A 14,328-nucleotide genomic window follows, 5' to 3' on the forward strand; every position below is an offset into this window, starting at 1 on the left:
CGGAAAGTACAAATGGGCGCGGGGTCGCTCAGGCGTTCACTTCTCCGAGTGTTTCTCCGGGCCTTTCGCCGGGCGTTTCCGCGGGCCTTTCCCCGGGTGCCTCCCCGCCCACCAGAGCGAAGGCCTGACGGGCGATCTCCAGCTCCTCGTCCGTCGGCACCACGGCGACCGCCACCCGCGCGTAGTTCGGCGAGATCAGCCGTGCCTCGTCCGACCGCACCGCGTTGAGGTCCGCGTCCACCGCGAGCCCCAGCTCCTCCAGGCCCGCGATCGCGGCCGCCCGCACCGGGGCCGCGTTCTCCCCGACGCCCGCCGTGAACACCACCGCGTCCACCCGGCCGAGCACGGCGTAGTACGCCCCGATGTACTTCTTGAGCCGGTGGATGTAGATGTCGAAGGCGAGCGCCGCCCGCTCGTCGCCCTCGTCGATCCGGCGGCGGATCTCCCGCATGTCGTTGTCACCGCAGAGCCCCACCAGGCCGGACCTCTTGTTCAGCAGGACGTCGATGTCGTCCGCCGACATGCCCGCCACCCGCTTGAGGTGGAAGGTGACAGCCGGGTCGATGTCGCCCGAGCGGGTCCCCATGACCAGGCCCTCCAGCGGCGTCAGACCCATCGAGGTGTCCACGCACCGGCCGCCGCGCACCGCCGAGGCCGACGCGCCGTTGCCCAGGTGCAGCACGATCACGTTCACCTCCTCCGGCTCCTTGCCGAGCAGCCGCGCCGTCTCCCGCGACACGTAGGCGTGCGAGGTGCCGTGGAAGCCGTACCGCCGGATCCGGTACGCGTCGGCCGTCTCCACGTCGATCGCGTACCGCGCCGCCGACTCCGGCATCGTCGTGTGGAACGCCGTGTCGAAGACCGCGACCTGCGGCAGGTCGGGGCGGAGCGCCATCGCCGTACGGATGCCCGTGAGGTTCGCCGGATTGTGCAGCGGCGCCACCGGCACCAGCCGCTCGATCTCCGCCAGCACCTCGTCGTCGACGACCGTCGGCTCGGTGAACCGCAGCCCGCCGTGCACCACCCGGTGGCCGATCGCCGCCAGCTCGGGGGAGTCGAGCCCGAGCCCGTCCGCCGCCAGCTCCTCGGCGACCGCCTTCAGCGCGGCCGCGTGGTCGGCGATCGGGCCGTCCTTCTCCCGCTTCTCGCCGCCCCCGCCCTGGAGCGGGGTGTGCACGAGCCGCGAGGTCTCCTCGCCGATGCGCTCCACCAGCCCCTGGGCCAGGCGGCTGTCGTCACGCATGTCGAGCAGCTGGTACTTCACCGACGAGGAGCCGGAGTTGAGGACCAGGACGCGAGTGGGGGTTGTCATGCCGGGAGCTCCTGACCCTGGGCGGGGACCTGGGACTGGATCGCCGTGATGGCGACCGTGTTGACGATGTCGCTGACGAGCGCGCCCCGCGAGAGGTCGTTCACGGGCTTGCGCAGACCCTGCAGCACCGGACCGACGGCCACGGCGCCGGCCGAACGCTGCACGGCCTTGTAGGTGTTGTTGCCGGTGTTGAGGTCGGGGAAGATCAGCACGGTCGCCTGCCCCGCCACCTCCGAGCCCGGCAGCTTCGTCGCCGCGACCGAGGGCTCGACGGCGGCGTCGTACTGGATGGGTCCCTCGATGCGCAGCTCCGGGTGCGCCTCGCGGACCAGCTTCGTCGCCTCCCGCACCTTGTCCACGTCGGCGCCCGAGCCCGACGTGCCGGTCGAGTACGAGAGCATCGCCAGCCGCGGCTCGACGCCGAAACGGGCCGCGGTGGCCGCCGACTGGACCGCGATGTCCGCGAGCTGCTCGGCGTTCGGGTCCGGGTTGACCGCGCAGTCGCCGTACACGAGGACCTTGTCGGCGAGGCACATGAAGAAGACCGACGAGACGATCGACGCGTCCGGCTTCGTCTTGATGATCTCGAAGGCCGGGCGGATCGTCGCCGCCGTGGAGTGCACCGAACCGGAGACCATGCCGTCGGCCAGACCCTCCTGGACCATCAGCGTGCCGAAGTAGTTGACGTCCGAGACCACGTCGTACGCCAGCTCCACGGTCACGCCCTTGTGGGCCCGCAGCGCCGCGTACTTCTCGGCGAACGAGTCCCGCAGCTCCGAGGTCGCCGGGTCGATCAGCTGGGTGCCGGCGAGCGCGATGCCCAGATCGGCGGCCTTCTTGCGGATGACCTCGACGTCGCCGAGCAGCGTCAGGTCGCACACGTCACGGCGCAGCAGCACGTCGGCGGCGCGCAGCACCCGCTCCTCGGTGCCCTCCGGGAGCACCACCCGGCGCCGGTCGGCGCGCGCCTGCTCGATGAGCTCGTGCTCGAACATCATCGGGGTGACCCGGCCGCTGCGGGCCACCGAGATCCGCTTGAGCAGGTCGGCCGTGTCCACGTGCCGCTCGAACAGACCGAGGGCCGTCTCCGCCTTGCGCGGGGTGGCCGCGTTCAGCTTGCCCTCCAGGGCGAAGAGTTCGGTAGCGGTCGGGAAGCTGTTGCCCGCTACGGAGATGACCGGGGTGCCCGGCGCGAGCCGGGCCGCCAGGGTCAGGATCTCGTCGCTGGGCCGCTCGTTCAGGGTGAGCAGCACCCCGGCGATCGGCGGGGTGCCGGCCGAGTGCGCGGCCAGCGCCCCGACGACCAGGTCGGCCCGGTCCCCGGGGGTGACGACCAGACAGCCCGGGGTCAGCGCGTTGAGGAAGTTCGGCAGCATCGCCCCGCCGAAGACGAAGTCCAGCGCGTCGCGCGCGAGGCCCGCGTCGTCGCCGAGGACCACGGAGGCGCCGAGCGCGTGCTTGATCTGCGCGACGGTGGGCGCGGCGAGCGCCGGCTCGTCCGGCAGGACGTAGCAGGGCACGGGGACCCGGGCCGCGAGCCGCTCGGCGATGACCTCCCGGTCCTCGCCCGCCACCCGGTTGACGACCATCGCGAGCACGTCGCAGCCGAGTCCGTCGTACGCCCGGAAGGCGTTGCGCGCCTCGGACCGTACGGACTCCGCGGACTGGCCCTTGCCGCCGACGACCGGTATGACGGAGGCGCCGAACTCGTTGGCGAGCCGCGCGTTGAGCGCCAGCTCGTCGGGGAGCTGGGTGGCGGCGAAGTCGGTGCCGAGGACGAGGACGACCTCGTAGTCGCGGGCGACCGTGTGGAAGCGGTCGACCAGCTGCGACACCAGCTCGTCGGTGCCCCGTTCGGCCTGCAGCGCGGAGGCCTCGTGGTAGTCCATGCCGTAGACCGTCGAGGCGTCCTGCGAGAGCCGGTAGCGGGTGCGCAGCAGGTCGAAGAGCCGGTCGGGACCGTCGTGCACCAGCGGCCGGAACACCCCCACCCGGTCCACCTGGCGGGTGAGGAGCTCCATGACTCCCAGCTCGACGACCTGACGGCCGTCTCCGCGGTCGATCCCGGTCACGTACACGCTGCGCGTCACGCCGTGGTCTCCTGTCCAGTCCTGCGGAAAACGGGACTCACGGAGCCGGGGCGGGCGTGCCGTCGCGGCACGCTCGCGGCCCGTACGCCGGTCGACGCCGTCGTCCCTCGCGTCCACCGGCTGTGCTCAGAAAGCCCCGATAGGGCGGCATTACCCCCTTGACAATACCCCCGCCGATGGTTAGGTCGCCCGCCGGACGAAGGGCCCGGAACCCCGGGACGAAAGGCCTCCGCGAGCACCCCGGGAGGGACGCGCGGAGCGGCCGCGAGCGCGCCCCTCATGCCGGGCGTGTGAGAATCGCTCTGGCTCACCACGGAACGCGACCGAGCAGGAGACACAGCACGATGCGCATCGGAGTTCTCACCGCAGGCGGCGACTGCCCCGGCCTGAACGCAGTGATCCGGTCGGTCGTGCACCGGGCGCTGACCGGCCACGACGACGAGGTCATCGGCTTCGAGGACGGCTTCAAGGGCCTCCTCGACGGCCACTACCGCCCCCTCGACCTCAATGCCGTCAGCGGCATCCTGGCCCGCGGCGGCACCATCCTCGGCTCCGCGCGCCTGGAGCGGAACCGGCTGGCCGAGGCCGCCGCGACCGCCCCCGACCTGGCCCGCGAGTACGGCATCGACGTCCTCATCCCGATCGGCGGCGAAGGCACCCTGACCGCCGCCCGGATGCTCTCCGACGCCGGCATGCCCGTCGTCGGCGTCCCGAAGACCATCGACAACGACATCTCGTCCACGGACCGCACCTTCGGCTTCGACACCGCCGTCGGCGTCGCCACCGAGGCGATGGACCGCCTCAAGACCACCGCCGAGTCCCACCAGCGGGTGATGGTCGTCGAGGTGATGGGCCGCCACGCCGGCTGGATCGCCCTGGAGTCCGGCATGGCCGGCGGCGCGCACGGCATCTGCCTCCCCGAGCGGCCCTTCGAGGTCGACGACCTGGTCAAGATGGTCGAGGAACGCTTCGCGCGCGGCAAGAAGTTCGCCGTCATCTGCGTCGCCGAGGGAGCCCATCCCGTCGAGGGCTCGATGGAGTACAAGAAGGGCGAGATCGACCAGTTCGGCCACGAGCGCTTCCAGGGCATCGGCAACCAGCTCGCCGTCGAGCTGGAGCGGCGCCTCGGCAAGGAGGCCCGCCCCGTCATCCTCGGCCACGTCCAGCGCGGCGGCACGCCGACCGCGTACGACCGGGTGCTCGCGACCCGCTTCGGCTGGCACGCGGTGGAGGCCGCGCACCGCGGCGAGTTCGGCAGGATGACGGCGCTGCGGGGCACGGGCGTCGAGATGGTCCCGCTGGCCGAGGCGGTCACCCGCCTCAAGACCGTCCCGGAGGACCGCATCCGCGAGGCGGAGTCCGTCTTCTGACGTCCGTGACCTGACGCCCGTCCTCTGACGCCCGTCCTCTGGCGTGCGTCTTCCGGCGTGCGTCCTCCGGCGTCCAGCGGGCTCGTCCTGCGCCGTCCGCGCGGGGCGGCCCGAACGGCCCCCCCGTCGGGACCTCCGTCCCGACCCGTCCCGGATTCCCTCCGGGACCCCGCACCACCCGAGTGGCCCCGACCGTCCCCCCGTGGACGGTCGGGGCCACTCCGCTGTGCTCGGCATCACCCGTGGAAATGCCGGGTTCCACTCTTGAGCCGGAGCCCGAGATCAACAAGGCTTGGGGCTTGTCCCGGACATGTCCCAACCCCCGTCCGGGAGAGTTCGGTGGGTTCGGTCGAAGGGGAAGAGGCGCGGATGGCACCGGGGCGGCACACCCCTGACCCACGGGAGGCACGCACCCCCGCCGAGTTCCTCGCGCTCCTCCAGGCCCTCAAGGACTGGTCGGGCCTCACCTATCGCGAACTCTCGTCCCGTGCGGAGACCGACGGGGACGTGCTGCCCCGGTCCACCGTGGCGAACATGCTGGCCCGCGCGACCCTGCCCCGCGAGGAACTGCTGACCGCCTTCGTCCGCGCCTGCGGGGTGACACCGGCCGAGCTGGAGGAATGGCGGACGGTACGGGCAGAGCTGGCGGGACGGGGGGCGTACGGACCCGCCGTCGCGGGCGCGGATCCGAGTGCGGACGCGGATGCCGGTCCCGAGACGGTGGGGCCGGAGGCGCCCGACGCTCCCGTGACGGCCGGTCCGCCACCCTCCTGGCCCGGGCACGGACACGGGCCCGAGGACGGGGGCGACGCTGGGACCGGGCCGCACGGCGACGGGGCCGGCACCTCGTCCCGCATACGGCGCGCGCTCGTCTCCACCGTCGCCGTGGCCGGGCTCGTCCTCGCCGGGGTGAGCGTGGTGGCCCTCCTCCGCGACGGCGGCACCGGACCCGCGGGTCACCCGCCCCGAACCCCCACCGCCGTGGCGCCCGCCGCCGGGGACGTACGCATCCGGGTGGCCGGCACCGACTTCTGCCTCGCGGAGCGGCGCGGGACCCGCACCGGGCAGGTCCATCAGGTCCCGTGCGCCGAAACGGACTTCCCGCTGTACTCCCTCGCCGAGGTGGGCGGCGGCCGGTGGAGGATCGTCTCCGACCACCCCGACTTCGGCCCCGGCTGCTCCGGCATACCCTCCGGCGGCCGGATACCCGGCTCCGCGTACGAGGACTCCGAGTGCGGGGACCCCAGCCGGGTCGAGGCCTTCGTCCTGGAGCCGTACGGCACTCCCGAGGGCCCGGTCCGCGGCTACCGGATCGTCCCGGTCGGCTCCGCGACCCCCGGCACCTGCGTCACCGTGGGCGGCGACCGGGAAGCCGCCTGGGCGAAGCTGGCCCAGGCGCCCTGTACGCCGGACGCGGCGGGCCAGCTCTTCTCCTTCGAGCGGCGCTAGAACGCTGTCGCCGACCTCCGTCCGCCCCGCGGGCGACGACGCGGGCCTGACGACAGGGCACCTAGTCCGTCTTCACCAGGCGGGTTCTGAGCGCCGTCACCACCGCCGGGTCGAGTCCGACGTGGCCGGTGACGTATCCGTCCACGGAGCCGTACCGCGCGCGCAGGTCCCCGAGGAAGAGCCGCATGATGTCGGCCGGGGCCCGGCCGTAGCCCGGCCAGCGGAGTTCGCGGCCGGGGTGGGAGGCACGCCAGTCGGCGATCAGCCGCTCGGTGGCCAGCTCGGTGAGCGCGAAGTCCGCGAGGATCTCCTCGTCGGGAACGCCCACGAGGGCGAGGACGACGGCGGCCAGCAGCCCCGTACGGTCCTTGCCGGACGCGCAGTGGAAGACGACCGGGCCGTCGGCGGCGGCGATGACCTCCAGGGCCGTGCGCAGTTCCACCGCGCCGTCCTCGGCGACCTCGGCGAACCGGTCGGCGAGGTAGCGCCAGGGGTCGAGCGCGGGGTCGATCTCCGCCTGGTCGTAGGGGCGGTGCTCGATGGAGAGGTTGTGCCAGGAGACGTCCTCGGTCTCCGGAAGGCGGCCCTTGGCGGCGATCTCCCACGGGTAGCGCAGGTCGATCACCGTGGTCACGTCGAGCGCCCGGAAGCGCTCCAGATCGACGGGGTCGGCGCCCGCGAGCTTGGCGAGGGAGTCGGAGCGGTAGAGGGTCTCCCACCGGACGGTCCCGCCGTCGGCGGTCCGATAGCCGCCCAGGTCACGGAAGTTGTGGAGCCGTTCGAAGGGTATGTGTCGTCTCACGGCGCCAGCGTACGGGCCGGAATGAGGTGGCCCGCGGACGACGCGGGTCATGCAGGATCGGGAAGAGAGACCTAGGCGCCGACGGCGGCCCAGAAGTGTCCGGTGATCTCGTCGAGGTAGGCGCGGCCTTCGTCGCCGGTCCCGGCCGAGGCGCCCCAGCTGCTGGTCGCCGCCATCCGTGCGTGGTACTCGGTGTGCAGTCGCTGCAGGGCGTGCTCCAGGGTCTTCCTGGGCAGCGGCAGCATCTTCACGGCCGGTTTCACGTAGGCCTGCCAGCGATGGGTGGTGGCGGCGTCCCGCAGCAGCTCCGCGAGGGGCTCGTCGCCGCCGGTGGCGGTGATCAGGGCGCGCGGGCCGAGACCGAGCACCTCGGCGAGGGCGGCCGTCTGCCGCTCGGTGCCGCGCCAGCGGCCCTCGTCCTCCATGCGCTGGTACGCCTGGGCCGAGACGCCGACCCGCCGGGCCAGCTCCTCGGGGGCGATGCCGCGTGCCATCCGGTGCTCGCGGAGGGTGGAGGCGGCGGCGATGAGCTCGGCCGGGGCGCACCACAGGACGCCCGCGAGGGCGGTGAGCTCCTGTTCGTCGGGGAGGGCCCGGCCGCGTTCCCAGGCGACGACGGTGTCCGGGGTGACGAGGAGGCTGTACTGCGCGCGCAGGCCGTAGGCGACGTGACCGGGGGTCATGCCGAGCCCCTCGCGCAGGCGCCGCGCGGCCAGGGCGTTGAAGGGTGGTGAGGGTTGGTGCACCCGGTCAACGTAGGTGCGGAGGGTGACGGCTGGATACGGTGCGTTCCCCCAACATGCGATGTTCGTAGGAACATGGGAACCGATCGGTAACCGCGGGTGCGGCGGGGAAGACGATCAGTGACCGCGATCAGTGACCGCGGGCGGTGCCGTCGAGCCAGCGGTACTGGAGCTCCGGCCGTCCGATCTGACCGTACTGCGGGGCGCGCACGGCCCGGCCCTCGGTCACCAGGTGTTCAAGATAGCGGCGCGCGGTGATCCGGGAGATCCCGACGGCCGTACCGGCCTCGGCGGCGGTGAGTCCGGCCGGGGTGGACCGGAGGGTCCGGGTGACCGACTCCAGGGTGGGCGCGCTCAGGCCCTTGGGGAGGGTGCTGGGGTGCGGGGCCCTCAGGGTGGCGAGCGCCCGGTCCACCTCGTCCTGCCCGGAGGCCTCGCCGGCGGTCGCCCGGAACTCGGCGTACCGGGCGAGCCGGTCCCGCAGGGTCGCGAAGGCGAAGGGCTTGAGGACGTACTGGACGACGCCGAGCGAGACGCCCTCGCGGACGACGGCCAGATCGCGGGCGGAGGTGACGGCGATGACGTCGGCGGAGTGCCCGGCGGCGCGCAGCGCGCGCAGCAGCTGGAGGCCGTGGCCGTCGGGCAGGTAGAGGTCGAGCAGGATCAGGTCGACGGGCGTCCGTTCGAGCAGGCGCACGGCGGCGGCCCGGGAGTGGGCGACCCCGACGACGGTGAAGCCGTCGACGCGGCCGGCGTAGAGGGCATGGGCGTCGGCGGCGACGGGATCGTCCTCGACGACGAGCACCCGCAGGGGAAGCGCGGTCACGAGACCACCTCGGAAGCGCCGATGGAGGGAGAGGTGCCGTCGCGCGGCCCGGAGGCCGGACGGCCGGGGGAGCCGGTGACGTGGACGGGGGCGGGGGCCGACTCGGCCGGGCCGCCGACCGGGGGAGGACCCGCCTCCGGAGTGCCCTCCCGCTGAGCCGGAGTCGGGGTCGGGGCCGCAGCCGGAGTCGGGGTCGGGGCCGCAGCCGGGGTCGGAGTGGACGTCGGGGCTGGAGTCGGGGTCGGAGTGGACGTCGGAGCCGGGGCCGGAGCTGGAATCGGCGTCGGCAGCGGCAGGCGCACCGTGAACGTCGCCCCGCCCCCCTCCGCGTCCGTGACGTCCAGCGTGCCCGTCGCGCGGGACACCGCCTGGCCCACCAGTGCCAGGCCCAGCCCTCGGCCCGGGCCCCGGGTCGTCCAGCCCCGGCCCAGGACCGCGTCACGGTCGGCCGGGCGGACGCCGGGGCCGGTGTCGGCGACTCGGAGGAGCAGTTCGCCGTCTCCTGTGCGCGCCGCGACCGTGACGGTCACGCGCGCGTGCGGGGTCCCGCCCACCGCCTCCACCGCGTTGTCGATCAGGTTGCCGAGGATCGTCACCAGGTCCCGGGACGGCAGCGCCGCCGGCACCAGGCCGTCGTCGATGCGGCTGTCCTCCGTCAGGACCAGCTCCACGCCCCGCTCGTTCGCCTGCGCCGCCTTGCCGAGCAGAAGCGCCGCGAGCACCGGCTCCCCGACGGCGTCCACGACGCGGTCCGTGAGCGCCTGGGCCAGCTCCAGCTCCGCCGTCGCGAACTCCACCGCCTCCGCCACCCGGCCCAGTTCGATGAGCGACACGACCGTGTGCAGCCGGTTCGCCGCCTCGTGCGCCTGGGAGCGGAGCGCCTCCGTGAACCCCCGCTCCGAGTCCAGCTCGCCCGACAGCGCCTGGAGTTCGGTGCGGTCCCGGAGCGTGGCGACCGTGCCGCGCCGCTCTCCGCCCACCACCGGACGGGTGTTGACCACAAGCACCCGGTCCGCCGTCAGATGCGTCTCGTCGACCCGTGGCTCCGAGGACAGCAGCGCGCCGGTCAGCGTCGCGGGGAGGCCGAGCTCCGCCGCCGGACGGCCGACGACGCCCTCGTCCAGGCCCAGCAGCTCCCGGGCCCCGTCGTTGATGAGCGCGATCCGCCGCCGCCCGTCGAGCATCACGAGCCCCTCGCGGACCGCGTGCAGCGCGGCCTCGTGGTAATCGTGCATCCGGCTCAGCTCCGTCGCGTTCATGCCGTGCGTATGGCGTCGCAGTCGTGCGTTGATCACGTACGTCCCCGCCCCGCCGAGCGCGAGCGCCGCGCCCGCCATGCCGAGCAGAGCGGTGACCTGCTCGCGTACCTGCTCGCTGATCTTGTCGATCGTGATGCCCGCGCTCACCAGGGCGACGACCCGGCCCCCGCCGTCGAAGACCGGGGCCACGGTCCGTACCGAAGGACCGAGCACGCCCAGATGGGTCTCGGAGTGCGTCCGGCCGGCCGCCGCCTCCTCGATGTGCCCGAGGTACGTCCGGCCGATCTGCTCCGGCTCGGGGTGGGTCCAGCGGGTGCCGTCCGGCGCCATGATCACCACGAAGGCGACGCCCGCGTGGCGGCGCAGCGCCTCGGCGTACGGCTGGAGCACCGCCGTCGGGTCGGCGGACCGCGCCGCGGCGACCACGGACGGGGAGTCGGCGACGGCCGCGGCGGTCGCGGTGGCCTGGCGCCGCGCGGTCTCCTCGGCCTGCACCCGGTCGGTGACGTATGCGAAGACCGCGCACCCGGCCACGACGACGGCCACGAGCACGACCTGCATCGCGAAGAGCTGGCCGGCCAGGCTGCGGGGGCGGGGGAGGTGGAGACGCATGCGGGTAAGTGTGCACGTGGGACGGTCCGGCGACGCATGCGCGTTCCCGAATCGTTCCCTCGCCGCCCGCCTCGTCCGGCCCCTCCGCACGCTTCGGTCGTGAACGAAACGTACGTAACGGTGACCCCGGTCACAGGCTGATGGATGCTCTCGGAGTCCACCGGGACGTGGACAACCCATCAGCACGAGGAGGACCCCGTGGCCGCACGACGGGACCGTACGCACTATCTGTATCTGGCCGTGATCGGAGCCGTGGTGCTCGGCATCGCGGTCGGATTCCTGGCGCCCGGCGTCGCCGTCGAGCTGAAGCCGCTGGGCACCGGCTTCGTCAATCTGATCAAGATGATGATCTCGCCGATCATCTTCTGCACGATCGTGCTCGGCGTCGGGTCGGTCCGGAAGGCCGCGAAGGTCGGCGCCGTCGGCGGTCTCGCCCTCGGCTACTTCCTCCTCATGTCGACCGTCGCCCTCGCGATCGGCCTCGTCGTCGGCAACGTCCTGGAGCCCGGCTCCGGGCTGCACCTCACCAAGGAACTGGCCGAGGCCGGCGCCAAGCAGGCCGAGGGTGCGAGCGAGTCCACGCCGGACTTCCTGCTCGGGATCATCCCCACGACCATCGTCTCCGCCTTCACCGAGGGCGAGGTCCTCCAGACCCTCCTCGTCGCCCTGCTCGCGGGCTTCGCGCTGCAGGCCATGGGTCCGACGGGCGAACCGGTTCTGCGCGGGATCGGGCACATCCAGCGCCTCGTCTTCCGCATCCTCGGCATGATCATGTGGGCCGCCCCGGTCGGCGCGTTCGGAGCGATCGCGGCCGTCGTCGGCGCGACCGGCGTCGACGCGCTGAAATCACTCGCCGTCATCATGATCGGCTTCTATCTGACCTGCGCGATCTTCGTGTTCGTGGTCCTCGGGACGCTCCTGCGGCTGGTCGCCGGGCTCAACATCTGGTCCCTCCTCAAGTACCTGGGCCGCGAGTTCCTGCTGATCCTCTCGACCTCCTCGTCCGAGTCCGCGCTGCCGCGGCTCATCGCGAAGATGGAGCACCTGGGTGTCAGCAAGCCGGTCGTCGGCATCACCGTGCCGACCGGCTACTCCTTCAACCTCGACGGCACCGCGATCTACCTCACGATGGCCTCGCTCTTCGTCGCCGAGGCGATGGGCGACCCGCTCTCCGTCGGAGAGCAGATCTCCCTCCTCGTCTTCATGATCATCGCCTCGAAGGGTGCGGCGGGCGTCACCGGTGCCGGTCTCGCCACCCTCGCGGGTGGGCTCCAATCGCACCGGCCCGAGCTGGTCGACGGGGTGGGCCTGATCGTCGGCATCGACCGCTTCATGAGCGAGGCGCGCGCCCTGACCAACTTCGCGGGCAACGCGGTCGCGACGGTGCTCGTCGGCACGTGGACGAAGGAGATCGACAAGGAGCGCGTGGCGGAGGTGCTGGCCGGGCGGGTTCCGTTCGACGAGAAGACGCTGGTGGACGACCACGCGCCCGCCGATGAGGCGCCGGTGCCGGACCAGCGGGCGGAGGAGGGCGAGGAGAAGGCGCGGGCGGGGGTCTGACGGCGCCGGGCCTGTTCTCCGGCCCGTCCGGCGCGTGACCACCGAGGTCCGGGGCGGAGCCCCGTTCGGGAAGGGGCGGGGCGGGGAAGAACCCACGGGGAGCGGCCCCACCCCGGGCCCGCCGCACCGCCTCGCACCGCCTCGCACCGCCTCGCACCGCCGCACCACCCGGGACCTGCCGCACCACCCGGGGCCCCTCGCACCACCCGGGACCCGTCGCACCACCCGGGACCCGGAACACCCCGGCCCGCCGCCCCACTCCGCACCCGTTCCCCCCACGCCCCCCCCACCCACCCCCGAACACCCCCACAGTCAGGTCCCGGGCCTTGAGCCGGATCCGGGGCCCGAGGGAAAGGCGCCTCCGCAAGGGGGCGCCCTTCCTGCGATGCCGGGCCCCCGGCCCCCCCCCGGATCTCCCGGCGCGCCCCGGACCTCCCGACCCCCATGCCCCCCCCGGATCTCCCGATCCCCACCCCTCCCGGACCTCACTCCCCGTCCAGCTCCGCCACCTCCGCCCCCGTCAGCACCAGAGCACCCGCCGCCGCCGAGTCCCGCACCGACTCCGGCCGGCTCGCTCCCGGGATCGGCAGGACGGTCTCCGTGCGGGCGAGCAGCCACGCCAGTGCCACCCGCTGCGGGCTCACCCCCCGCGCCCGCGCCACCCGGTGGAAGGCTCCGAACGCCGGGTCCTCCTCCTGGGCGGAGGCGCCGTCCAGGGAACTGCGCGAGATGCCGCCCAGGGGGCTCCACGGCAGGAAGGCCAGCCCCAGCTCCGCGCAGAGCCGCAGCTGCGCCTCGCTCGTGCGGACCGCCGGTGAGTAGCGGTTCTGCACGGAGACCAGCCGGTCGCCCAGGATCTCGCGGGCGAGCAGGATCTGTGCGACGTCGACGTTGGAGATCCCGGCCAGCCGGACCGTGCCCGCGTCGAGCAATTCCCTTATCGCGCCCAAGGATTCGGCGTACGGGACAGCCGGGTCCGGCTTGTGCAGCTGGTAGAGGCCGATCGGCGTCGCGCCGAGCCGGCGAGCCGACGCCTCCGCCGCCCGCCGCAGGTGCGCGGGCCGGCCGTCGACGGTCCAGCCGCCGTCCGGCGTGCGGCCCCGCCCGCCCTTCGTCGCCACGAGTACGCCGTCCGTGCCGCCCCCGTACGAGGCGAGCGCCCGGGCCACGAGCAGTTCGCCCTCGCCGGGCGTGCCGGTCGGCGGGTGGTAGGAGTCGGCGGTGTCGAACAGGGTCACGCCCGCGTCGAGGGCGGCGTGCACGGTGGCCACGGCCCGTGCCCCGTCGGGCCGGCCCTCGACGGAGAGCGGCATGGTGCCGAGCCCGACGGCCCCGACCCGCACATCGCCCAGCATCCGGAAGAGGGTCACTTCGACACCTCGCCGACCGTCTCGGCCACGGCGTCGGAGAGCCAGTCTGAGGAATGGGAGAACGGATAACCGAGGCCCACCGCGCGGGAGTTGTCCATTCCGTACGAGCGGGTGAACGAGAAAGGCGAGATCTCGCCGACCTCCACCTCCCGGAAGACGGTCCGGCCGCCGACGCGGCTCTCGATCGCGGCGCAGATCTCGGCCGTGGTCAGCGGTCCGTGGGAATGGGCGTTCACCGGGCCGGTGAAGTCGGACCCGACCGCGGCCCAGGCGAGAAACGCGGCGATCTCCTCGACGTACACATAGGTCGCCGGACGGTTCGCGACCGGTACGGCGATCGGTTCGCCCGCCCGGATGCGCCGCGCGTAGTGGTCGAGCCGGCCGGTGAAGTCGTCCGCTCCGCCCAGCACATGGGCCACCCGCACCGACGCCCACGCGAACGGCGGACCGGCGCCGTCGTCGGCCGCGCCCGCGAAGACCGCCTCGGCCTGCCGCTTGCCCTCCCCGTAGTGCGCCTCGCGGAACTCCGGGTCCTCCCAGGCCGCGCCGGTGTCGACGGTGACCGACCCCAGGTCGAGGGCGTCCTCGGCGACGGGCGTGACCGAGTCCTCGTACGCGTACACCTCCACCGTCGACGTCATCACATAGCGCCGGGTCCGCGTCGCGAAGACGCGCCGGGCGATCGCCGCCTGGCGCGGGGTGTAGCAGACCTGGTCCACGACGACGTCGAAGGACCGTCCCGCGAGGGCGGATTCCAGGGCGGCCTCGTCGTCGCGGTCGGCGACGAGATGCCCGATTCCCTCCGGCGCGCCGGAGGAGCCCCGATTGAGGATCGTCACCCTGTGCCCGGATTCTCTCAGGAGAGCGATGAGCCGCTTTCCGAAATAGCGATTCCCGCCGATGACCAGAACGTTCCGCATTTCCATCCCCGTCCC

The 14,328-nt window shown here is 73.2% G+C and carries 11 protein-coding genes; 3 read left to right on the plus strand and 8 right to left on the minus strand.

Translation table 11 applies throughout. The features are described from left to right. Positions 1 to 28: 28 nt before the first annotated feature. On the minus strand, positions 29 to 1,312 hold the full coding sequence (locus OG392_RS25235; protein WP_329283162.1) for an acetate kinase: 1,284 nt from the start codon (positions 1,310 to 1,312) through the stop codon (positions 29 to 31). Beyond that, the gene (pta, locus tag OG392_RS25240; protein ID WP_329283164.1) at positions 1,309 to 3,402 is read right to left on the minus strand and encodes a phosphate acetyltransferase; all 2,094 of its coding nucleotides are present in this window, start codon (positions 3,400 to 3,402) and stop codon (positions 1,309 to 1,311) included. Before pta ends, OG392_RS25235 begins: the two co-directional genes overlap by 4 nt. Positions 3,403 to 3,746: 344 nt before the next feature. Here pta and OG392_RS25245 point away from each other — a divergent pair, with 344 nt between their 5' ends. Together OG392_RS25245 and OG392_RS25250 are read left to right on the plus strand one after the other, a co-directional pair. Beyond that, positions 3,747 to 4,772: an ATP-dependent 6-phosphofructokinase gene (locus tag OG392_RS25245; RefSeq protein ID WP_329283166.1), complete on the plus strand. Its 1,026-nt coding sequence runs from the start codon at positions 3,747 to 3,749 to the stop codon at positions 4,770 to 4,772. A 339-nt stretch (positions 4,773 to 5,111) separates the two neighbouring features. Then, on the plus strand, positions 5,112 to 6,221 hold the full coding sequence (locus OG392_RS25250; RefSeq protein ID WP_329283168.1) for an RICIN domain-containing protein: 1,110 nt from the start codon (positions 5,112 to 5,114) through the stop codon (positions 6,219 to 6,221). Between the two features lie 61 nt (positions 6,222 to 6,282). Here OG392_RS25250 and OG392_RS25255 read toward each other — a convergent pair whose 3' ends face one another. The 4 genes from OG392_RS25255 to OG392_RS25270 all read right to left on the minus strand — a co-directional run bounded on the left by OG392_RS25255 (position 6,283) and on the right by OG392_RS25270 (position 10,463). Continuing rightward, the gene (locus OG392_RS25255) at positions 6,283 to 7,023 is read right to left on the minus strand and encodes a tyrosine-protein phosphatase (RefSeq protein ID WP_329283170.1); all 741 of its coding nucleotides are present in this window, start codon (positions 7,021 to 7,023) and stop codon (positions 6,283 to 6,285) included. Positions 7,024 to 7,094: 71 nt separating this feature from the next. Beyond that, the gene (locus OG392_RS25260; protein WP_329287444.1) at positions 7,095 to 7,706 is read right to left on the minus strand and encodes a helix-turn-helix domain-containing protein; all 612 of its coding nucleotides are present in this window, start codon (positions 7,704 to 7,706) and stop codon (positions 7,095 to 7,097) included. A 190-nt stretch (positions 7,707 to 7,896) separates the two neighbouring features. Continuing rightward, the gene (locus tag OG392_RS25265) at positions 7,897 to 8,592 is read right to left on the minus strand and encodes a response regulator (protein WP_329283171.1); all 696 of its coding nucleotides are present in this window, start codon (positions 8,590 to 8,592) and stop codon (positions 7,897 to 7,899) included. Beyond that, positions 8,589 to 10,463, minus strand: coding sequence for a sensor histidine kinase (locus OG392_RS25270; protein ID WP_329283173.1), 1,875 nt, complete (start codon positions 10,461 to 10,463; stop codon positions 8,589 to 8,591). Before OG392_RS25270 ends, OG392_RS25265 begins: the two co-directional genes overlap by 4 nt. 144 nt (positions 10,464 to 10,607) lie before the next feature. On the opposite strand from OG392_RS25270, the gene OG392_RS25275 reads away from it, so the two are divergent. Then, a complete protein-coding gene (locus OG392_RS25275) occupies positions 10,608 to 12,023 on the plus strand; it encodes a cation:dicarboxylate symporter family transporter (protein WP_443054865.1) in 1,416 nt (471 codons plus the stop codon). 485 nt (positions 12,024 to 12,508) lie between these two features. Here OG392_RS25275 and OG392_RS25280 read toward each other — a convergent pair whose 3' ends face one another. Both OG392_RS25280 and OG392_RS25285 read right to left on the minus strand, forming a co-directional pair. After that, positions 12,509 to 13,378 (minus strand): aldo/keto reductase, encoded by an 870-nt coding sequence (locus OG392_RS25280; RefSeq protein WP_329287446.1) that lies wholly within the window; start codon positions 13,376 to 13,378, stop codon positions 12,509 to 12,511. Positions 13,379 to 13,389: 11 nt separating this feature from the next. Then, positions 13,390 to 14,313 (minus strand): NAD-dependent epimerase/dehydratase family protein, encoded by a 924-nt coding sequence (locus OG392_RS25285; RefSeq protein WP_329283178.1) that lies wholly within the window; start codon positions 14,311 to 14,313, stop codon positions 13,390 to 13,392. Between the last annotated feature and the right edge of the window lie 15 nt (positions 14,314 to 14,328).

It is taken from the genome of Streptomyces sp. NBC_00691, assembly GCF_036226665.1.
Lineage (GTDB): Bacteria > Actinomycetota > Actinomycetes > Streptomycetales > Streptomycetaceae > Streptomyces.

Bases quoted from the DNA above. Each gene is read 5' to 3' on its own strand.
- OG392_RS25235 (WP_329283162.1), bottom strand. From the start codon at position 1,312: ATGACAACCCCCACTCGCGTCCTGGTCCTCAACTCCGGCTCCTCGTCG.
- OG392_RS25245 (WP_329283166.1), top strand. From the start codon at position 3,747: ATGCGCATCGGAGTTCTCACCGCAGGCGGCGACTGCCCCGGCCTGAAC.
- OG392_RS25260 (WP_329287444.1), bottom strand. From the start codon at position 7,706: ATGACCCCCGGTCACGTCGCCTACGGCCTGCGCGCGCAGTACAGCCTC.
- OG392_RS25270 (WP_329283173.1), bottom strand. From the start codon at position 10,463: ATGCGTCTCCACCTCCCCCGCCCCCGCAGCCTGGCCGGCCAGCTCTTC.
- OG392_RS25275 (WP_443054865.1), top strand. From the start codon at position 10,608: ATGCTCTCGGAGTCCACCGGGACGTGGACAACCCATCAGCACGAGGAG.
- OG392_RS25280 (WP_329287446.1), bottom strand. From the start codon at position 13,378: ATGCTGGGCGATGTGCGGGTCGGGGCCGTCGGGCTCGGCACCATGCCG.
- OG392_RS25285 (WP_329283178.1), bottom strand. From the start codon at position 14,313: ATGCGGAACGTTCTGGTCATCGGCGGGAATCGCTATTTCGGAAAGCGG.